Here is a 22,187-nt window from a genome sequence, read left to right as displayed (position 1 = left end):
AATTGAGATTTTAACTTTTTTTTGACAATAAACAGTCTCTGAGATAATAAAATATCTAATATTGATTTTCTTTGGAGAAAAACTAAACATGAAACTTACTCCTCAAAACTTTGCTGATATAATATCTAATATTCAGTTTCTTTTTATTCAACCCGATAATAAAATTTCTCTATGTCTTTAGAGGATAAAGCTAATTTTAACTTTTTAGGAAAATTCCTGATTTATTATGAAACTAAGATAGGTTTTAAAATTGGCGATCGCTAGCTAAAAAGCAATTTATCATTAGGTATGTCTTTAGAGGATAAAGCTAATTTTAACTTTTTAGGAAAATCCCTGATTTATTATGAAACTAAGATAGGTTTTAAAATTGGCGATCGCTAGCTAAAAAGCAATTTATCATTTCTATTAAAAATACCGAAAATCTAAACAAATACTATAGGATATTTAATCATCGTTATTTTATTTATTACAATCTAAAAAAACAATTATTCAAACTAAAACTAGCCATACTAGAAAAAAAGGATTTACCAGATTATTTATGAGGAAAAATGGCTAAACAATGTCATTTAACTAAGCGATAATTTTTAGCTTTAATTGATTGTCATAATATTCAAGAATAATATGAGAACAGACTATATTAGCAAGGGGTTTTAAATTCTCCTGAAGAGTAAAAAAACTAGAGGTAAGCATTCAGCTATTAGCGATTAGCTAGCCTCCTGTGGAGGAACTACGTTAACAGCTATTACTTTGAGTTTGCTATAAAAGCTCTTTCATTGAAGAGATGAAAATTACTACAAAAGCCAGTTTTAACTTTCTATATTCGTTGAAATATTATCCTTAAGCTTGAGGTTGGAAAAGCTGAAAGCTTAAAGCTGACAGCTAATAGCTGAATGCTTACAACTAGAGTTTATAAAAAAAAGAGATTGATATTAACTTAAATCTGTTGCCAACTTAGGTCTAAAAATATTTTTTCTTGCATACTTCTGTATGAATTTCAAATACTCTTATCTCGGTCAAATTTTACAGCTTTTCAAGATAACTTTTTTTGACTACTGATAATGGAGTCGATAAATTTTTCAAAGCCATTACTATAAAAAATGTATTGAGACATAATTATTCAACCTTCATAGGAGAAAAGTATACTCATACCATTTTATTGAAATGGTGAATTACAGTTTCTCTTAGTATATTTACCTGGTTTATAAATTTATAAAACTTTGTGCTTCATCAACTAAAAAACTGCTGTAACTATTTTCGACGATTGGGGCATTTTCTTTGGTTTTTATCTGGAGATAAATCTTCTATTTTGGCAATTTCAGGAGATTGACTTAGTTGCGTATTATAAGCGCTGAAAATAGCATAAGCAGCACTCCAAACTGTCATAAATCCCACAATGGTAATTAATGCTGTTTTAGTCAAATTTTGTTTTTGAGAAGGGGCTAATACTTCTAAAGGAATTAAAGCTTCAAGAGCTGATTCTGCTGATGAATATCTATCTTTATAATTAGGTTGTACCATTTTTTCTAGCCACATAATAAAGTCTTGACTTAGGTGCTTTACTTGCTGCTGAAAATTAATTTTTCCTGTCTCATCCATGAGAATTCCTACTTCTGTTGCTGGGGTATTTGTTAATAAACAAATTAATGTTGCACCGAGACTATATAAATCTGATGCTGTTGTTAATTCGCGATTAAACATTTGTTCTGGAGGCATAAATCCTAATGTACCTTTGACTACGCTACTAACAGCAACTTCTCCTCCTCCTATTCTGGCAAAACCAAAATCTACTAGGCTAATATTCATCTGTTCATCTATTAGAATGTTTTCTGGTTTTAAGTCTCTATGAATTACTGCTGGAATTCTGTTTTGGAGGTATTTAAGAATTTCTAGAACTGAAATTGCTATTTGTTTAATTTGTTGGGGTTGCCATTTTTGAGAGGTTGCTAAGTTTGCTAAAGAAATGGCGTTTTTATATTCCTGTACCATGCAAAAACCTGATGGTGTTTGGAAGGAATCTAAATAGTGGGGAATGTTGGGATGGTCTAGTGTTTTTAATACTTGAACTTCTCTTTCATAAGCTTGATATTCTGACCAATGCGCTCCGGTTGTAGCAAATTGAAATTGTTTTACTACTACTGTTTTTTGAGTGTTAATTTCTGTGGCAAGATAGGTTACTCTTCCACCTGCCCGGTTGTGTCCGAGTTCTTTGATTATTTGATAGCCGTAGTTGGAAAAATTGGGGTAATTAGTCATGGTAATTAGTAGGTTTTTAGTGAACAGTTCAATAATGGATAATGGATAATTGATAATTACCTCTGTCTAAAAGAAAGAGGATTAAATAAAAGGAGAAGGTTTTCTTCTTTCTCTTGAAATAGAAGGCTTTAAACCTTAATTATTCGGTAATAGGAAACAATTAAATTTTTACATTAGGTTCCGAGTCGCTATATTTTGATTATGGTTTAATTAAGTTTGGCTCTGCTTTTCTGTATTTAGAAAATATTTTTACAGGTTTGGATATTAAATAAATTAGGGGTATTAGAGTAATAGAAAGAGAGGCGATCGCTACTATTGCTGAGTCGAAAATTTATCCTAAAGTAAAGCAGTGTAGTTGAGGAATGAATTCATAAAAATGCTTAAAAGTTATAATTAAGCTAAGGTTTAGTCCTATTGTTAAAAGAGCTATAAGTCTTTTTTTTGCTTCGGATAACAATTTATCTATCAGTATATTTTGGTTCTGTTATCTTTTCTAACCAATTAATCCAACCCCTTTCTAATGGTGGTACTAAATGACGAAAAATTATCCGATAATTCGCATCAATTAAATTGCCAATATCTGTCGATTTTATCCCAGTTAATAAACAAATTAATGTCGCACCAAGACTATATAAATCTGAACTTCTTGTTAATTGACGATTAAACATTTGTTCTGGAGACATAAATCCCATCGTACCTTTAACAACACTACTTGCTGCTATTTCTCCTCCTCCCATTCTGGCAAAACCAAAATCTACTAAATAAACATTTAACTGCTCATCAATTAAAATATTTTCTGGTTTAATATCTCGATGAATAACAGGTTGTTTTTGATTTTGGAGATAGACTAAAATTTCTAAAATTGAAATAGCAATCTGTTTAATTTCTTGGGGTTGCCACTGACGATAAATTACAGCAGATTCGGCTGCAATATATTCTTGAATCATGCAGAAACCATCCGCAGTTTGAAAAGAATCTAAATATTTAGGAATTCCTGGATGATTGAGACTTTTTAATACAGCTATTTCTTGAGAGTAGGCATCATATTCTGCCCAAGTTGCTCCTAATTTGGCAAATTGAAATTGTTTAATAACTACCTTTTTTTGAGTCTTGATATTTTCAGCTAAATAAGTGACTCGCCCGCCAATATTATTGTGTCCGAGTTCTCTAATTATTTGATAGTCTTGAGAAGAAAAATTAGGGTAATTATTCATGGGTTTTTAGTAGGTTTTAAGGAACAGAGAATAGAAAGCAATTAAATTTTTACATCCGATTCTCGATCACTCCGACTACTAATAGTCATATTTCTCCCAAGGTTATGCAGTTTAGAAGTTCACAATAATATTTCCACAACAAACAAAAATTATCACCTTTCCGAAATCCATATATTACACTAAGTAGTATAATGTAACCATAAATCCTCAAAGTCGGGGAATATAGCAGTCGTCATTACTGTTACGGCATATAAAAAGCTTAAAACTCAGACAAAGCAAGGTTTTTCCTTCTTCCTTCTTCCCTCTTCCTTCTGCCTTCTGCTATATGCAAAAATAATCAAGAAAACAAGACTATAGAAAAATAATACGGAGAAAAACTGTGGACTCCAAATATAACCCTGTATCCATTGAACAAAAGTGGCAAAAAATCTGGACCGAACAAAACCAAAACAAAACCCCTACAGACAAAAACAAACAAAAATTCTACGCTCTATCCATGTTCCCCTACCCATCCGGGAACTTACACATGGGTCATGTTCGTAACTACACAATTACCGATGTCATTGCCCGACTCAAACGGATGCAAGGTTATCGTGTCCTGCACCCCATGGGTTGGGACGCATTTGGACTACCCGCAGAAAACGCAGCTATTGACCGTGGCATCCCACCCGCCCAATGGACCTACCAAAATATCGCCCAAATGAAAGAACAACTAAGACGTTTGGGTTTCTCCATCGACTGGGAAAAAGAAGTCGCCACCTGCTCCCCCGAATACTACCGTTGGACTCAATGGATATTTCTCCAATTTTTCCAAGCAGGTCTCGCTTACCAAAAAGAATCCGCCGTTAACTGGGACCCCATCGACCAAACCGTACTTGCCAACGAACAAGTAGATGGCGAAGGTCGTTCCTGGCGTTCCGGGGCAAAAGTCGAACGTAAATTGTTGCGCCAGTGGTTCTTCAAAATTACCGACTACGCCGAACAACTCCTCAACGACTTGGACAAATTGCCTGGTTGGCCAGAAAGAGTTAAAACCATGCAGGCCAACTGGATAGGTAAATCTGTCGGTGCTTATCTCGAATTTCCCATAGTCGGTATGGATAAAAAAATCGGTGTCTTTACCACCAGACCTGATACTGTCTACGGCGTTAGTTATGTTGTCTTAGCTCCCGAACACCCTTTAACAGCACAGGTGACAACCCCAGAACAACAAACTACCGTCGAAACCTTCATTCAAGAAGTAGCTGCCGAAAGTGAACTAGAACGTACCGCCGAAGACAAACCAAAACGTGGCGTTCCCACTGGTGGCAAAGCTATCAACCCATTCAACAACCAAGAAATTCCCATCTGGATCGCCGACTATGTACTCTATGAATATGGTACAGGTGCAGTTATGGGAGTACCTGCTCACGATGTACGCGACTTCCAGTTTGCCAAACAATACAATTTACCCATTACAAATGTCATTGTGCCAGATGACTCCGATAATGATGACTGGGAACTTACAGATGCTTATACCGATATTGGCGTCATGGTCAACTCCGGTCCGTTTAATGGTGAAAAATCGACCTTTGCCAAAAAAGCAATTATTGAACTTGCAGAAGATGAAGGTTATGGGGAAGGTCGCATACAATATCGTTTGCGAGATTGGTTAATTTCTAGACAACGTTATTGGGGAGCGCCAATACCTATTATTCACTGTCCGAAATGTGGTGCTGTACCTGTACCAGATGAAGATTTGCCTGTGAAATTGCCAGACAGTGTAGAATTTTCTGGTCGCGGTCCGTCACCGTTGGCAAAATTAGAAGATTGGGTGAATGTTCCTTGTCCGAGTTGTGGCACTCCTGCAAAACGGGAAACGGATACGATGGATACTTTTATTGATTCGTCTTGGTATTATTTGCGTTATCCAGATGCGACCAACGAACAACAGGTGTTTGACTCAGAAATAGTTAACGACTGGTTGCCTGTAGACCAATATGTAGGTGGTATCGAACACGCAATTTTGCATTTGTTGTATTCCAGATTTTTTACAAAAGTTTTGCGCGACAGAGGTCTATGCAATTTTGACGAACCATTCCAACGTTTGTTAACTCAAGGGATGGTACAAGGTATCACCTACAAAAATCCAGTTACGGGTAAATATATTCCCTCTGCTGAAGTCAACCCGGAAGACGCTAAAGACCCGAAAACAGGAGACGAGTTAGAAGTCTTTTTTGAGAAAATGTCTAAATCTAAATATAACGGTGTCGATCCTTTAGATGTGATGTCAAAATATGGAGCTGATACCGCGCGGATGTTTATCTTATTTAAAGCGCCACCGGAAAAAGATTTAGAGTGGGATGATGCTGATGTGCAAGGGCAGTTTCGTTTCCTCAACCGAGTGTGGTTATTGATAACTGAGTTTTCTGCAAATCATAGTTTAAGTGAGTTGAAAGTAAAAAATAGTGGTGTTACTCAAGCAGACTTGAAAGATTTGGGTTGGTCGCGATATTTGATTACTGAAATCACGAAAAATCTTGCTGCTTTTAAACTCAAAAATGTGGTGAAAGTTTATGCTGCTGCTGAAGTGAAAGCTGCAATAGAAGCAAAGTTGAATCATCCAGAAACTCAACAAGAGACTAAGAATGATTTACAGAAAGGGTTGAGTTGGATAGAAACTAAGTTTGCTACAGAGTTAACTAAAGCAGAGAAAGATGTACGACGAGCGGTACATATTGCTATTAAGGAAGTAACAGAAGATTTAGATGGAGATTATCAGTTTAATACTGCCGTTTCTGAAATGATGAAATTGAGTAACGCTCTTGCTGATGCTAGTTGCAAAGATTCGCCTATTTATGCGGAAGGTTTGGAAACTTTGCTGTTGTTGTTGGCACCGTTTGCGCCTCATATTATTGAGGAGTTGTGGCAAGTTGCTGGTAATTTTGGTTCGGTGCATACCCATTCTTGGCCTAAGTTTGATCCGGATGCTTTGGTTGTAGATGAAATTACCTTGGTGATTCAGATTAAGGGTAAAACTAGGGGAACTATTCAGGTGTCAGCGCAAGCAGATAAGGCGACTTTGGAAAAGTTAGCGCGAGAGTCGGAAGTCGCGCAGCGTCATTTGGAAGGCAAGGAGATTAAAAAGGTAATTGTGGTACCTGGAAAATTGGTTAATTTTGTGGTTAGTTAACAGGAGTATTAGACTGACACAGCTAAAATGGTGCAATAGTAGGGGCGAGTTTGAGCAGAAATTTTTATACTTACCCTAAGATTTATATAAACCCGTCCTCATGCACACTGATTAGATATGTCACGCTAGTAGTAGACCGACACACCTTAAAATGTAGGTTGGGTTGAACTGAGTGAAACCCAACAAAACCCTACTATAGCGCTGTGCGCAGGGAACAGGCAACAGGGAACAGGGAACAGGGGGAATAAATTGCCGTTTGCGCAGCATTCCGAAGGAATAATATAAGACTTCTAGCTCTTTTGCCCCTACTACAATTTGTAAATATACCAGCGCTCATTGCTATAATGTCTAATGTTGGGTTTATCCTAACGGATAAGCTCCGCTAACGGTAACTCAACCCAACCTACGCCTATTGAACCATTTCAGATGTTTCAGTCCAGTAGGGTAGTTTTTCAATTATCAGTTATCAGTTATCAGCTTTTTCAGTTAGTTGCAAATAATATCATGTCCGTTGGTATCGTTTGTGTAAAAGTTAGCGTGGATATTTACAGGAAATTTAAGTTTTTTTCTTGCTCAATTGCCTTCCTGTTTTTTGCCTGTTGCCTGTTGCCTGTTGCCTGTTGCCTACCTTTTCTATAGAATACCGATGCTACCGGACATGATATAATATATCTTTATAGAAACTTTAGTGTTTACTATAAAAAAATATTATCATCGTAATATGCTTTATTTAAGCAGATAAATATCTTAAGATTTGCTTTATAAATTAGTTCTATACATACTTTAATTAAATAACTTTTAAAATCTATTACTTGTAGAACTTTGAATGTAAGCATTCAGCCGTCAGCTATCAGCTATTATTTTAGCAAAAGCAGATAAGGTGACATAAGGCGACATATAGAAGGTAAGGAGATTAAAAAGGTAATTGTGGTCCCTGGAAAATTGGTTAATTTTGTGGTAACTTGATTTATGATCGGGAAGTTATGTACAACTTCCCTACTATCATAACCATCAGGATACCAATCAAGAAATTAATCTAAATTAATCAACTGAATATCCTGTTTTTTCGTAATATTAGTAATCACTTTCTTTAGGCTAAACATATTAATAATTATCTATAAAATCATAAATTTAATTAGTCACGAAAAAAATAAAAACTTTTTTATTATACTCCTGGTTTCTTGCTTTCTCCTAGTTTTAATAAGCAATACCATAGCCCCTGTATGGACGCTTGTAAGGCGGATGTAACCCCAATACAATATCTTCTTGAGCAATACCCATTTCAATTAATTCTTGACCGACATCAATATCAGTAGCGTTATGCTGAAGCCAAATTTTGCCATCTTTGATATCGAAATGTAAAACAGTATAGTAAATTCATTCCAACCCTTTCCAACTAACTCGCATAAGTTGATAATGATTCCGTATGGGGTCAAAAAATAGTTCGTTTTCTACATCTTCGTTGCGAAATGTTGATTGACCATACTTTTCTAATAGGGTTTAAATGTAGGTTCGATAAAGCTCTAACTTATCCATTGGACAATCTCCTCTGTTGCAGGTTCATATAGCAGGGAATAGGAAACAGGGAACAGTAGGAAAAACATTTCCCTCTCTAAGCTTTATCATGTGAATATCTACAGGAAATTTAAGGTTTTTCAAGCTTTTAAGCCTTCTTTCTTTTTCCTTCTTCCTTCTTCCTTCTTCAAATGACTATTTATTGAGAACATTACAAATTAATTTACCAGCACCATTAGGTTTAAATTTAACAATCTTACCATTTTTTTGTATTTTTTCTTCAGTGCGACAGTTATAAATTTCCAATGGTTTTCTCCTACCATTAATACTAACTTCTGCTCGATATTCCCAATAGTTTTTAGCACTGCGCTTAATATTGAGAATACAAATTTTATTGCCGTTATAGTTACGACAAAAAGATGCTGCTGCGGGGGGTGTAACAGCAAAAAAGAATATTAATAAAAAAATTGACAAAATAATGTATTTCGACATTTTTAAAGATGTTATTTATTTTCTGAACTGTTATTTTCTGAATTAGCGATCGCACGGAAGTCAAAAGTTAAAAGTCAAAAGTTAAAAAGTCAGATTTTATCAGCTCAAAACTTTATATTATACATTGAAGAAGGAGACAGGAGACAGGAGACAGGAGACAGGAGGAAAATTACATGGGGATTCGCTCCCCCAAGTAATTTTGAACACGACCGTTGACGGTGGGGTATTAAACCCACAAAGAAAATGATAATTTCAGCAAATTATTTCACATTTAAAGTTGGAAACTATTTGTGACATCTTTAAAGTGAATTAGTATATATATACCAGCACGCACTGTTATATCTACAAAATAAAAAATCAGGACTTACCCATGAGGTACGAAAAACTAGGATTTGAGATTGCTTTCCATTTCAGACTACTCCGCAAACCCTGTCATTTCAGTTATCAGTTGTCAGTCGCTTCAGACAAAAATACATTGTAGCTGCGTAATATCATGTTCGGACGGGTTAGTTATAAATAAAATTTAAGGACTCCGGGTATCGACAGTACCAAAGAAATACTGAAATTATCAATACTATTCCTCCAATATTTACTCCTGACTCCTGACTCCTAACAACAGTTATTTATAACTAATTATCCGAACATGATATAATATCATGTCCGGATAATTAGTTATAAAAAAACTTTCTCCTTCAACTCCACTTCTTCTTTCTTCCCTCCTGAGGACTGACTCCTCCGTAGTTATTTATTTATCACTGTTCAACCGGACATGATATAAGTCCTAAAAATAAACTAAAGTCCGAAGCTCAATTTATCAATATCATAAACTCTCACTTCTGCATCTTCAGCTAAAAGTTCTGATATTTCTTCAATTAAAGGTGCAATGTAAGGTTGCTTAAGATGGGAATTAAGAGCTTCTCGGTCTATCCATTCTTCAAAATATAAAAAGGTATTAGAATTATCAAACTCTTCATATAAAGTATAACTAATATTTCCAGCTTCTTTATGAGTTTCTTCAATACCAGGTTTTGCAAGTTCTAAAAATCGTTCTCGTTTTTCTGGTTTGATTTTGTATTTCCCAGCTAAAACAAGTGTAAATTTTTTGTCTTCATTTGCTTGATTCATGTTTAAATCCTTGAATTTTGGGCGTTGGTGATTTGAGTTATGATATCATGTCCGGATAAGAGCGCGAACAAAAAAATTTTCTCTTCTACTGCTCTTTGCTTCTTATTTCTTCCCTCCTGACTCCTGACTCCTGACTCCTAAAAAATTGCTTTCCGTTCCGGACTGCTCCGCAAACCCTGTGGGTCGCAATGAGGAAAACTAGAAGGATTCTATTGCAGTACCGTTACCAAAATTATTATTAATATTAACAACCTGAGCATATACAAATTTTATCACATAGGTTATAATTATCGCCTTTATGTCAAACCTGATTACAGTTCATTCATTCTCATCAACTTAGAAAAGCTTAACAATACTTAAATGCTTGTAATTGAGTAATAAGAAAAAACTACAAAAATGATTTAGATCATTGTTAATTTAGATCGCTAAGTAACATTTTAGAATATTTATCAGAAAATCTCAGCTTATTCCAATAAAAAAATCATAAAATCAATTTAATTAATGAATTAATGTAAGTTAAGGTGATAATCTAGTTGATAGAAAAAATGTTTCGGATATATCTAATAGATTTGCCTCACATCTGAACAGCAAATCAGATTGGTCAGAAGTGTGGACAATGATATTATTTAATATCTCGAACAAGTGGCCTCCATCTGCTTATGCAAAGGCCGATAGCTTACTAACAAATTTAGATGTTAAACTGTGCAAGAAAGCGATTATGCTCAGTAATGCTAACGGGATATTACTCTATAACGCTGACACAAACACAGTCTTGAAACAAATATTCAAAGATCATAGCAAATTGGAAAAATTAAGCGGATAAACTATGGAATACAAAAACGCAGTTCTAGATGACAAAGCTCTGCAAGAAGGCTTAAATGGGATCAACCCCAAATTCGGGGACTTTTGTACTCGTGTAGCAGGTGAAGCATGGGGTTTACCACTCATAGACCAGAAAACCAAAGCTCTGATTACAATAGCAATTGATGTAGTCAATCAAGATCATGTAGGTCCGGGAAACCCTTTTGGCGCTCATGTTAATATGGCAATGCAACAGGGAGCTACCCGTGAAGAAATAGAGGAGTTGCTAGTATTCACCTGTGTTTATGCAGGATTTAATAAAGCAGCAGGTTGCTTCGGCGCTCTGAATGAAATTTTAGGCCCGTCCGCATAATCTTGAAGAAGGCAGAAAGCAGAAGGCATACCCCCTACCCCCCTTTGAAAGGAGGGAGTATAAATTTAACAAATGCGGTCGGGCAAGACCCGTGAATGCCTGTGGATGAGTAGCCGCCGACGGTCTCAGTAGAAGCAGGAAGTAAACATTAAAATATCACGCTATGTGACGTTTTATATCAGTTTTATGAAGCAGCAGAAGGTCTAATTGTTTATTGATAGTCTTCGACACGCCATTCTGTGTCTACAAACCCTAAACAATTTTCAGCGCCGTGTAGACGGTAGACAAAAAAATTTACTTATGTCTTCAAGAGCAAAGAAAGCACAATTCTATAACTACGAGAAAGTGTGGTTTCTTTAACGATCGCTCGCGTCACCCAGCAATTTTGTTTCAACTAATGAAAAAACAACTACAAGTTCAGATATTATGAAAAAGCGCACAAATTATTACAAAGACCTAGCAGTAGATTACTCCCGAGCTATTCCAGTAGCTGCTGATGTTGCCACAGAGATGATTGCTCTAGCAGAAAAAATCATTGCCATGAAAGAAGCAACATTACCAGATCTCAGTCCTGACTACACATTAGAACAAATAGAGAAAGAAAATAAAGAGTGGTGGCCTACTCATTGTGAAGCTTTGAGACAGGGACGCGGTGATATTCTCACGGCAGAATATTATAAAGATTTAGTCTATTTGTGCCAAGACGGACAATATTTTGGTCTAGAGGAACAAAAAGAAAGGGAACAGCATTGGTGGGCATTGATTTCTCAACCAGGGGTTATCATGTGCTGGCCTATTGTTATGTTTTCTGGAGAACATACATTCTTCGAGTGGAAAAGTGTGGATCTCGAAACCAACGAAACTATTGCCAAGGGAAATGTAACTTGGGTACGTCGTGGTCACAGAGGTGGTTGTTACTTAAAGACTGAGCAATTAACATTCTATCGTGATGTATTTGCTCCTGATTCACTCTTGAAGTTGATTACTACATAAGAGAAAAAATTAGACATCTCCTCCAAAAGAGGGAGTAGGGAGTAGGGAGTAGGGAGTAGGGAGAAATAATTGAGAATTTCTGTGGGATAATTGATTTTATTTTTTATTCTTGGAGATGTCTATTAGATAGTTAAACTGAAGGAAGTTGATAATAATTTCCAGCTCCCTATTAACTATAATTTTTGCCAGAAAAAGTATCGAATATTGAATCTATTATTTGAGCGCACCATTGAGTTGAAAATTATCACAAAGGTAGAGCGTCATATAATTAATAGTGGAAGCTAAAAGTACAAGCAAAAATTTAGAGACTTGAATATAGTTAGCATCTAATTATAATATCTAGATACTGAGTTATTACATCTGAAAAGAGCAACTAAATAGCTATTTATTGATAATAATGATGTGTAAAATTATAGTTACTCAGAATCAATGATGATAATGTTATCCCTCATAGATTCATTGTTTGATTATATTTTGTAAATAATAAGGAGTAAAAAAAAATGGCTACTGCAACAAAAGGTAAAATTGGAGTCTTAATAGAAGACCATTTTGACCCTACAGAATATCTAAAATTTAATGAATTTTTCCCTCAAAAAGGCTATGAAGTAGAATATATTACTCATTTATGGGGTAATAAAGAATTACATTTTGGCTCTAACCCAGAAAATAATATTGTCGAACAACAAGTTACTGTTTCTACAGAAGTTAATGATATTAACCCCTCAGACTATAAAGGGATAATTTGTATTGGCGCTTACGCTATGGATAGATTGAGGTATCAGGTAAACCCCAAAAAAGGTGAACCAAACCAAGCACCAGCAGTAGCATTTCTCCGCAAAGCTGTCAATACTGAGAATGTGAAATTAGGAGCAATTTGTCATAGTTTATGGCTATTTTGTGCCGATAATGAAATGATTAAAAATAAAAAAGTTACCTGTGCTCATAACATTATTTGTGATGTAGAAAACGCTGGAGCAGATGTAATATTTGATGGAGATCAAACAGCAGATTTAGTGATTGATGGAAACTTAATCACAGCCAAACATCCAGGTGTAACAGATGAATTTATGGAAAAATTTGTAGAAGCGATCGAAGTTAACAATTAATATAGCAATTCCCAAGAAGCGTGAGGTACAAAATCCCCTTGTTTTAGGTTCGGACGTTACATGCAACGTCCGTACGGAGTAGGGAGTAGAAAAGAAGAAAAACAACTGTACCTAAGTAACTTGAGAAACACTATATTGCTTTTTGTAGCGGTAGATTTTACCTCAATATTCAGAATAAAATTAGAGGATAATAATTAAAACCTGCCACACTCATATAGAACCCATTTGATAGCTATCTATTTTTTAAAGATGGGGAGTAGGAGAGTAGAGAAATTTTTCTACCTTTTTCCCTTATTCTCTAACTGAATCTCCTGACTTCACAACTCCTGTACATCGCCCTACCTACGGCGGCCTTAATAAAAAATCAAATCAACTGTCGCACTCTTATTTATCAATTCTTTCTCCCTACTCCCTACTTCCTTTTTTCTAGATGTCTAATGGGTTCTATACAAAAAAAACTCGTAAACAAAGTTAAAAATAATTCAACATGAGCACCCAAATAGAATTTAGCTTTTCTGACCTAATAGCAGGATATGTTACCAAATACGACTCAGAAACAGATATTTTTGGTATCAAAACAACAGACGGCAGAGAATTTAAAGCCAGACTAAGTCCGATTTCTTACGCCAAACTCGTACAAAACTTAGATGAAGCATACCCAGATGCTACAGGTTCTATGCGGTCAATGTTAGTACCTGGTCGGTATATATTCACTTATGGAGTCTTCTACCCAGATAGTCCCATATTTGAAGCCAAACAAATTATATTTGTCGGTCGCCAAGCAGAGGACTACGTTTTTGAGAAACCAAACTGGTGGGTAGACCAGGTGCGTTCCCTTGCTAATTTTTATGTCAAAGCTCAGTTTGGCGACGAAGAAATTGACTACCGCAACTATCGCACAACCCTAAGTCTATCCGGTGCAAAATCTCAGGTAAACTTCTCTCAAGAAACTGATACTATTTCCCGGATGGTTTACGGGATGGCGACTGCCTACATGATGACTGGGGAAGAAACTTTTCTAGAAGCAGCAGAAAAAGGTACCGAATATCTGCGAGACCACATGAGGTTTGTAGACCTAGACGAAGGAATTGTCTATTGGTATCACGGTATTGATGTACAAGGAGAGCGGGAACAAAAAATCTTCGCTTCAGAATTCGGCGATGACTACGATGCTATTCCTGCTTACGAACAAATTTACGCCCTTGCAGGTCCATTACAAACATATCGACTCAATGGCGACCCTCGGATCATGGACGATACCGAGAAAACCATCAAACTATTCAACGACTTCTACCTGGATAAGAGCGATCGCGGCGGTTATTACTCTCACCTAGACCCCATAACTCTAGACCCCCTCAGCGAATCATTAGGACGGAACAAAGGTACCAAAAACTGGAACTCAGTGGGAGACCATGCACCAGCATATTTAATTAATCTGTGGTTAGCAACAGAAAAACCAGAATATGCTGATATGCTCGAATATACCTTTGACACTATTGAAAAGCGGTTCCCAGACTACGAGAACTCTCCCTTTGTCAATGAAAAATTCTTTGAAGACTGGAGTCCAGACCATACTTGGGGATGGCAGCAAAACCGGGCAGTAGTTGGTCACAATATGAAAATTGCCTGGAATTTGATGCGGATGAATAGTCTCAAAGCCAAAGATTCTTATGTCGATTTGGCCAAGAAAATTGCCGATCTTATGCCAGCAGTGGGCAGCGACCAACAACGGGGTGGTTGGTATGATGTAGTTGAAAGAGTATTAGATAAAGACGAAAAAATCCATCGTTTTGTTTGGCACGACCGCAAAGCTTGGTGGCAGCAAGAACAGTCTATTCTAGCTTATTATATTCTCGCCGGAATTCTCAAAGAGCCAGAATATCATCGTTTAGCGCGGGAAGCTGCTGCTTTTTACAATGCTTGGTTCCTGGATACAGAAGATGGTGGGGTTTATTTCAATGTTCTTGCTAATGGTATTCCTTTCTTGGCAAGTGGTAACGAACGAGGTAAGGGGTCTCACTCCATGAGTGGTTATCACTCTACAGAGCTATGTTTCCTTTCTGCTGTTTATACTAATCTCCTGGTTAACAAGCAGCCAATGGATTTTTATTTTAAACCTATTCCTGGTGGTTTCCCCGATAATATCCTGCGGGTGTCGCCAGATATTCTGCCTCCAGGTAGTATTAAAATTGGCTCTGTAGAAATTGATGGCAAACCCTACAGTGATTTTGATACTGAGAAACTGAGTGTCAAGTTGCCTGATATTAAAGAAAGGGTGAAAGTTAAGGTAAATATTGTACCTACCTGAGTGGGTGGTGGTGCATAGTCATGGCAAAGGAAACACCGGGAATTTAGGGAGATGGGGAGTGTGGGGAGCACCGAGAGTGTGGGAGAAAAAAATATATATCCTCACCATTACCATCCAGGACCACCCCTGAGCGGGTTGAAAGCAAAAAGTTCAGATAATACCTTAGATGTATCTATGGGGGTGGTGGTGCATTGTCATGGTCGTGCATTGTAATTATTTTTGTTACGATATACGGTAGTGGGAGCATCTTGCTCCTTTATATCATGTCCGGATAATTGGCGTTGCACAGCGACGAATGATTTGAGATTTTTGATTGAATTGGATTGTGGATTAATCAATTGCTAGAATGATTAATTAATGGTTATTTTTAGTCAAAGTCTAAACTAATTTTTGGCAATATCATTCCATAATGTGCAACCCCGGATAATTAGTGATGAAAAAAATTATCCTTTCACTTGTAGGGCAAATCTCTTTTTTCTTCTTCTGTTGGTCAACATTCCCTCTCTTGGTCAGCATTCCCTTGCGACTGTCGTCGTCGCGGGGTCGCACTGCTACTCCCTACTCATATCATGTCCGGTAGCATCGGAGCGTGTATAAAATTAAGGTGACAATAGGATCAAACCTTCTGCCTCCTGCCTCCAGCATAGCTGCCTTCCTTCCAGCAAAGTCTAATTATTCAACCGGACATAATATCACTTATTTATATATTCAACCGGACATAATATTACTCGCGGGCAGGATGCCCACACTAGGCATTGCTTGTTCCTATTTACCATTACGCCAGCAGGACTACCTTTATGGGTTTAATATCATGTTCGGACGGGTCAGTTAGAAATAAAATTTAAGAACTGACAGTACCGACAGTACCTAAAGAAATACTGAAATTATCTTTACTTTCCTCCTTTCTTCCCTCCTGACTCCTGACTCCTGATTCCTCACAACAGTTATTTATAAGTATTCAACCAAACATGATATAAATTATTGTTTTGGTTAAATTTGTGGTATAAAATCTGTGGTAGTAGATTGAAGAAGGAGTCAGAATCAAGAGTGGGGGACAATTCAGACCCATCACTAATAATTGCAGACCACCAAAGCATCAGATTTGCTGCTGGTATTCAACCCATTTCTTCATCCGCCAGTTGTACAGAATTCTATCTAGCAATTCAGACAGTACGCTACTGACGGCTAATTTACCTCTACCTGAATTCTTTGTTGATAACTGAGACCAAACACTTAAATATTGTTATATCATGATACAAATTGATATTAATACAGTAGTAGAAAATATTACAGTAGTAGAATTAACAGGGGACATTGACGCTAGTACAGCACCTAAAGTTTCAGAAGAAATATTACCTCTAGCGACTCCTGGCTGCAAAATTCTGATAAATATGAGCAATGTGCCATATATGTCTAGTGCAGGGTTGCGCACATTACTATCACTGTACCGACAAACAACAGCAAAGGAAGGAAAAGTTGTATTAGTGGGACTTTCTGAAGAGCTTCAAGATACTATGTCTGTGACTGGGTTTCTAGACTTTTTTGCAACTGCTGAAAATGTTGAGTCAGGAATGGCAACACTAAATTGAAGCAGGTGGTAGTTCAACAATTAATAATTAATTATTAATTATTAATTATTAATTATTACCTCTCCTTCAAAAGAAGAGAATTGACTTAACTGGCTATCAGCTATCAGCATTTGAGCTAGCCTCCTAGGTCGGAACTCGGAACTGCGTTAACAGCTTTTTGACCTTGGGTTTATACCCCGACGAGGGCGTAAAAAAAGTCCTAATGCTGACCGCTGACTGCTATTTAAAGAAAAATTTTGTCTTTTTTCCCCTTTAAAGGAGAGGCTTTAAACCTTGATTATTCGGTTAAATTTTGTTAAGCGGTTCAGCATTTCAAAGTATATATCCAATTTTTGTGAAAGGGAGTAGGAAATATAAATAGGACTTAGGCGCTGACAATAGATATAGGGCTTTGTGCGTTACGCTACTACTAACAAACCCCACTGGACTACTTTGCTACTTTTTTTTCTTGACGGCTGAAACAGCTATATGTTATAATATATTACTATATGCGCGAGATAATAGAACCTGAAATAATACCCACTCATCCCCCCCCACACTATACGCACAAGCCCGCGCACAGGTAGGTTTCCTGTGTAAGCTGTGTCCAGACTAAAAGTGAGTTCAGAGCAATACAACCGTTTTCCTCCTTGACGCGATCCAACTCGATCACCGAACGCTTCCCATATTTTATTATTGTACTGCCTCGTACCACCCAAGCCCTGGTAAATTTGCTTCTGAACAGAAAATCCAAATTTACCATTACTGTATTTTACCCAAAGTTGGTCAATAGTGCGGAGGTCTTCACAAGGAAAATAATTTATATTTTCTATCAACATACAATGCTCAGTTTCTTGATCTGCTTCTTTCCACTTACCTGCTGCTAATAAGTCACGCAAATTAGTATAATCTAACCCTTTAGCTGAAACCAAAGGTACATCAGAAAAAGCAAAATTTTGTGAAGGTTGTTGATTTTTGTGAGTAGTATAAACAGAGGTATTAGACTGAGTAGCAAACCGATAAATATTAGCACTCCTTACATTACTAGCAGAAGAATATTTTGGAGATTGTTGATTGTTTTGAGTATGATAAACAGAAGAATTACCCAACCCTAACTCAGCCAAAACATCCTCAACATTCTGATAACGTTGCTTCTGTTTTTGCTGCACCAAACTATCTAAAACTTTACCCAATTCATCACTCACAAAATTTCCATTTAAACAGTCTCGCTATACCCATTCCATTTCCATTACATTATACAAATCAAATGGATTCATCTAAGTCAATAAATGTAAACAAGTTATATAAAATCCGCTCGGGTTCGGTATAAAAAAAATTTTCATCTTCATCCAAGAGCAAATGTTTCGCGCATTCTCTTCCCTCCTGAATCCTGACTTCCCCTCCTAGGAGGGGGAGGGGCGAGGGGTGGGTTGACTCCTGACTCCTAGATTAACTATCTAATTACACCGATGCTACCGGATTTGATATTACCCCCAAACTATACAGATAGCTCCCAGACTTTGCCTTTCCCATCGACTGCTCCGGGGCACAATATTCTGCCGAACCAATAACTGTTTCTGTCACTGTCCGACGTTGAGTTTTCGGCATAATCTTAGATGCTCCAAAATCAACCAAAACTAACTTTTTATCTGCCTCTATCCTAATAATATTCTCTGGCTTAATATCCCGATGAATCACATTATGACTGTGAACAAACTGCAAAACAGATAATAAGTAAATTAACAATTCTCGAATCTGACTTTCATTAACAACTCCACGGTTATCTAACTCTTGTTGTAGAGTTTCTCCCTGAATAAATTCCTATACTAAATATTGACGACTATCCACAGAAAAATAAGCAAAAAGTTCAGGAATTTGTGGATGCTTTCCTAATAACTCCAACCTTTCCGCTTCCTGTGCAAATAACTCGGCAACTTTTGCCACAGTTTCTGTTCCCTAAGCTTGAGGGAGAAACTGTTTAATCACACAAGGAGGTTTAGAAGGTTTAAACTTATCCACAGCTAAAAAAGTTCGACCAAAACTACCTTGTCCGAGAATACTTTTTGCCCAATAACGTTCTACAAGTAATAGTTGATCTCCACATTTTTAACAGAACTGAAAATTATCGGGATTAATATTCAGACATTCTGAGTTGAGACATTGAGACATGATAATAATTTTTTTTTAGAATCTACTAAACTCTATGACTAAATTATAAACAGGACTTAAGCAGCCAAACAAGAAACTGGGTTTATAGTATTTTTTTGCTTCATGAGGTACATTGACGATCCTCCTAAATCTCCCTTAAAAAGCTATGCTTTATCAACATCTTTCTTCACATAAAAATTGACAAAATAGACAAGTTATGTATAAGTCTTGGAGGGAATTTTTCAGGAGAAAAGTGTATTGAAAAATACATTTTTTTGAAAACTGTAGACAAGATTTTTGCCCCCCACACTCCCCACACTCCCCACCCTCCCCACAAGGTTTTCAGGAGTTCCTTATCAGGTATAGCTTAAAAAGGGGGACTTTGAATACTCCCCTCTTAAAAAGGGGGGCGGGGGGATCTAAAACTGTACCTGATAGATTATTGAATTTATTGTCAGTTATTGTTTTGGAAAAATTACCAGAAATGAGTCATCAGGAGTTAGAAGCTATATTTAGTATTAATGATTTGAAAAAAAACTCTTTTGCTCAGGAATTAATGGCAGAAGCAGAAGAAAGAGGAAAGTTAAAGGTTATTCCTGAATTACTAAAGCAAGGCTTTTCTGTGGAAAAAATTGCTAATATACTTCACCTTGATGTTCGGCAAGTCCAACAATTTATTAATAATCTCAATTAATTAGAATTACTACCAGTAAAGAAAATCTAGGTTTGGTTAATTTATACATTAGTAGAGTGTCTATCAATAGAGAAAACCCAACAAATTTTTTCCTATTCTAGGAGGTAATGATAATTGATAAATGATAACTGAAATGACTACTTTAATAAATAATTAATATTTAATTTATTGCCGAAATTAACTTAATAACGTTAAAGTTAGGCAGAGTTTGTGTAAACAGACATTTAATCCTAATTTGAGGAGCGAATATTTAATGCGAGTTTTATTAATTTATCCCTTATTTCCCCAATCTTTCTGGTCTTTTGAAAAAATTCTGGAACTGATAAATCGCAAAGTAATGCTACCTCCTTTAGGGTTAGTAACAGTAGCAGCTATCTTACCCCAGGAATGGGAATATAAATTAGTCGATAGAAATATTAGGGCAGTCACAGAAACAGAATGGGAATGGGCAGATTTAGTCATACTTTCGGCAATGATTGTCCAAAAAGAAGACTTACATGACCAAATCCGAGAAGCAAAACGACGTAATAAATTAGTAGCTTGTGGTGGCCCATATCCCACAGCATTACCCCAAGAACAATTGGACAGTGGTGTAGATTTTCTAATTCTGGATGAAGGGGAAATTACTTTGCCTATGTTTGTCGATGCTGTCAAACGTGGGGAAACTCACGGTATTTTCCGTGCAGATGGGAATAAACCTGATGTGACAACAACTCCTATTCCCAGATTCGATTTATTGGAAATGCAATATTATGAATCTATGTCGGTTCAGTTTTCCCGTGGTTGTCCATTCCAATGTGAATTTTGTGATATTATTGTTCTGTATGGTCGTAAACCCCGTACCAAAACGCCAGCACAATTATTAGCAGAATTAGATTACTTATACGACTTAGGATGGCGTGGTTCTCTATTTATGGTAGATGACAACTTTATTGGTAATAAGCGTAACGTTAAGTTGTTGCTCAAAGAATTAAAAGTTTGGCAAGCAGAACATCAATGTCCATTTAAACTGACTACAGAAGCTTCCGTTAACTTAGCAGAAGACCCAGAATTAATGCAATTAATGGTAGATTGCAATCTTAGAGCGGTATTTTTAGGAATAGAAACGCCAGATGAAGATAGTTTAGAGTTAACCCATAAATATCAAAATAATCGTAACCCTCTCAATGAAGCAGTAGAGAAAATTATTAAGTCTGGTATCAGAGTAATGGCAGGGTTTATTATCGGTTTCGATGGAGAAAAACCAGGAGCAGGCGATCGCATCGTTAAATTTGTGGAAGAGACAACTATTCCGACTGCCATGTTTAGTATGTTGCAAGTCTTACCAAATACTGCACTTTGGCATCGTCTAAAAAAGGAAGGTCGTCTTTTAGATAAAGGTGCTAACGTTAATCAAGTAACCTTGACAAATTTTATCCCCACCAGACCAATAGAAGATATTGCCAGAGAATATGTAGAAGCATTTTGGCAGTTGTATGACTATGAAAAGTTTTTAGATCGAACTTATCGACATTTTTTAATGATGGGCGCTCCCACTGCTAAAGGTGCTGCAAAAATGCCCAGTTGGATAGAATTACGAGCATTGTTGATTATTTGTTGGCGACAGGGAATAAAGCGGAACACTCGTTGGAAATTTTGGCATCATTTGTTTAGCATTAGAAAAAATAATCCTAGTGCTTTGACATCTTATATAAGTACCTCCGCTCATATCGAACATTTTTATGAGTATCGTCATATTGTCAAAGAAAAAATTGAAGCGCAGTTAGCTGAATATTTAGCTGAGAATAAACAGTTAAATGTCATAGAGAAGGAACAAGAAAGACCAAAATTAAAAAAGGTAAAAGAAGAAGCAGCTTAAAGTCTGCAAGTAGAGAGGTTTAATACAATTTCTCTACATTTCTATTTTTCCTTTGGTTAGCAAAACCACAATCTTTAAATCATTAACTAGCTGTCAGCTAAAAGCTTTCAGCTCGGGTTAAAATCTCCTTTAAATTGCATTTCTCTAGGTTTCAGCGAGCGATCGCTGTTTGTGGAGTATGACCCTAGAAAATGCTGACTGCAACAATTGGTGTTTACGGAGCATTCCGTCAGGAAATACTTTTTAAAATCAGATCATATCTGGTAGCATCGGTATTGTAAGCGCGAAGGTAAGGAAGAAAGCTATTGAGTAAGAAAAAACCTAAATTTCCTGTAGATATTCACCCTTGGGTTTACACAAACGATTGCCTTCGGACATGATATGATTTATAAAGTAAATATTAAGAGGCTGAATTTTTTGGAATACAAGGGTTTTGGGAGTTATAGCCCAATAATATCAAATCCGGTTAAACAGCCATAGAATGGTTAAGTTAGGAGTCCTCAGGAGTCAGGAGTCAGGAGTCAGGAGGAGAAAGAATTACAAAGATAAACGTAGTTATGGCGATTG

The 22,187-nt window shown here is 36.5% G+C and carries 16 protein-coding genes and 2 pseudogenes; 11 read left to right on the top strand and 7 right to left on the bottom strand.

Annotation, left to right across the window (positions count from 1 at the left end; translation table 11 throughout):
• Window positions 1-1,248 precede the first annotated feature (1,248 nt).
• Both D5R40_RS14845 and D5R40_RS14840 read right to left on the bottom strand, forming a co-directional pair.
• Window positions 1,249-2,253: a serine/threonine protein kinase gene (locus tag D5R40_RS14845; protein ID WP_124154829.1), complete on the bottom strand. Its 1,005-nt coding sequence runs from the start codon at window positions 2,251-2,253 to the stop codon at window positions 1,249-1,251.
• Window positions 2,254-2,711: 458 nt separating this feature from the next.
• On the bottom strand, window positions 2,712-3,467 hold the full coding sequence (locus tag D5R40_RS14840; RefSeq protein ID WP_124154828.1) for a serine/threonine protein kinase: 756 nt from the start codon (window positions 3,465-3,467) through the stop codon (window positions 2,712-2,714).
• Between the two features lie 379 nt (window positions 3,468-3,846).
• On the opposite strand from D5R40_RS14840, the gene leuS reads away from it, so the two are divergent.
• Window positions 3,847-6,639: a leucine--tRNA ligase gene (gene leuS, locus D5R40_RS14835; protein WP_124154827.1), complete on the top strand. Its 2,793-nt coding sequence runs from the start codon at window positions 3,847-3,849 to the stop codon at window positions 6,637-6,639.
• Window positions 6,640-7,836: 1,197 nt separating this feature from the next.
• Here the strand turns inward: leuS and D5R40_RS14830 are convergent.
• Both D5R40_RS14830 and D5R40_RS14825 read right to left on the bottom strand, forming a co-directional pair.
• Window positions 7,837-8,124, bottom strand: a pseudogene (locus D5R40_RS14830) (XisI protein); the annotation flags it as partial.
• A gap of 225 nt (window positions 8,125-8,349) precedes the next feature.
• Window positions 8,350-8,646, bottom strand: a complete 297-nt coding sequence (locus D5R40_RS14825; RefSeq protein WP_124144750.1) for a hypothetical protein — start codon at window positions 8,644-8,646, stop codon at window positions 8,350-8,352.
• A gap of 124 nt (window positions 8,647-8,770) precedes the next feature.
• Between D5R40_RS14825 and D5R40_RS41060 the strand changes: the two genes are divergently transcribed.
• Window positions 8,771-8,893 (top strand): hypothetical protein, encoded by a 123-nt coding sequence (locus D5R40_RS41060; protein WP_275670358.1) that lies wholly within the window; start codon window positions 8,771-8,773, stop codon window positions 8,891-8,893.
• Window positions 8,894-9,438: 545 nt separating this feature from the next.
• Here D5R40_RS41060 and D5R40_RS14820 read toward each other — a convergent pair.
• Window positions 9,439-9,771, bottom strand: a complete 333-nt coding sequence (locus D5R40_RS14820) for a putative quinol monooxygenase (RefSeq protein WP_124144749.1) — start codon at window positions 9,769-9,771, stop codon at window positions 9,439-9,441.
• Between the two features lie 826 nt (window positions 9,772-10,597).
• On the opposite strand from D5R40_RS14820, the gene D5R40_RS14815 reads away from it, so the two are divergent.
• The 7 genes from D5R40_RS14815 (at window position 10,598) to D5R40_RS14790 (ending at window position 16,941) form a co-directional block, all read left to right on the top strand.
• Complete coding sequence (locus D5R40_RS14815; protein ID WP_124144748.1) at window positions 10,598-10,945, top strand: carboxymuconolactone decarboxylase family protein; 348 nt, start codon at window positions 10,598-10,600, stop codon at window positions 10,943-10,945.
• A 426-nt stretch (window positions 10,946-11,371) separates the two neighbouring features.
• A complete protein-coding gene (locus D5R40_RS14810; protein WP_124144747.1) occupies window positions 11,372-11,938 on the top strand; it encodes a hypothetical protein in 567 nt (188 codons plus the stop codon).
• A gap of 500 nt (window positions 11,939-12,438) precedes the next feature.
• Window positions 12,439-13,044, top strand: coding sequence for a DJ-1/PfpI family protein (locus D5R40_RS14805; protein ID WP_124144746.1), 606 nt, complete (start codon window positions 12,439-12,441; stop codon window positions 13,042-13,044).
• A gap of 487 nt (window positions 13,045-13,531) precedes the next feature.
• Window positions 13,532-15,352 carry an AGE family epimerase/isomerase gene (locus D5R40_RS14800; protein ID WP_124144745.1) on the top strand — a complete coding sequence of 607 codons (1,821 nt, stop codon included), beginning with the start codon at window positions 13,532-13,534 and terminating at the stop codon, window positions 15,350-15,352.
• Between the two features lie 60 nt (window positions 15,353-15,412).
• Window positions 15,413-15,565, top strand: coding sequence for a hypothetical protein (locus D5R40_RS35270; RefSeq protein ID WP_161564489.1), 153 nt, complete (start codon window positions 15,413-15,415; stop codon window positions 15,563-15,565).
• Between the two features lie 768 nt (window positions 15,566-16,333).
• Window positions 16,334-16,534 (top strand): hypothetical protein, encoded by a 201-nt coding sequence (locus D5R40_RS35265; protein ID WP_124144744.1) that lies wholly within the window; start codon window positions 16,334-16,336, stop codon window positions 16,532-16,534.
• Window positions 16,535-16,602: 68 nt separating this feature from the next.
• Window positions 16,603-16,941, top strand: coding sequence for an anti-sigma factor antagonist (locus tag D5R40_RS14790; RefSeq protein ID WP_124144743.1), 339 nt, complete (start codon window positions 16,603-16,605; stop codon window positions 16,939-16,941).
• Between the two features lie 464 nt (window positions 16,942-17,405).
• On the opposite strand, the gene D5R40_RS14785 is transcribed toward D5R40_RS14790, so the two are convergent.
• Together D5R40_RS14785 and D5R40_RS14780 are read right to left on the bottom strand one after the other, a co-directional pair.
• Entirely contained in the window at window positions 17,406-18,125 is a 720-nt protein-coding gene (locus D5R40_RS14785; protein WP_124144742.1) for a GUN4 domain-containing protein, read from the bottom strand.
• Between the two features lie 283 nt (window positions 18,126-18,408).
• A pseudogene (locus D5R40_RS14780) lies at window positions 18,409-19,089 on the bottom strand (protein kinase domain-containing protein); the annotation flags it as partial.
• Between the two features lie 430 nt (window positions 19,090-19,519).
• On the opposite strand from D5R40_RS14780, the gene D5R40_RS14775 reads away from it, so the two are divergent.
• On the top strand, window positions 19,520-19,762 hold the full coding sequence (locus D5R40_RS14775) for an RpnC/YadD family protein (RefSeq protein ID WP_124144741.1): 243 nt from the start codon (window positions 19,520-19,522) through the stop codon (window positions 19,760-19,762).
• Between the two features lie 253 nt (window positions 19,763-20,015).
• Window positions 20,016-21,620 (top strand): B12-binding domain-containing radical SAM protein, encoded by a 1,605-nt coding sequence (locus D5R40_RS14770; RefSeq protein ID WP_124144740.1) that lies wholly within the window; start codon window positions 20,016-20,018, stop codon window positions 21,618-21,620.
• Window positions 21,621-22,187: the final 567 nt, after the last annotated feature.

The sequence above is a fragment of the Okeania hirsuta genome, assembly GCF_003838195.1.
GTDB lineage: Bacteria > Cyanobacteriota > Cyanobacteriia > Cyanobacteriales > Microcoleaceae > Okeania > Okeania hirsuta.
The sequence above is the reverse complement of the archived record's forward strand: the minus strand, read 5'-3'. Positions and strand labels throughout refer to the sequence as shown.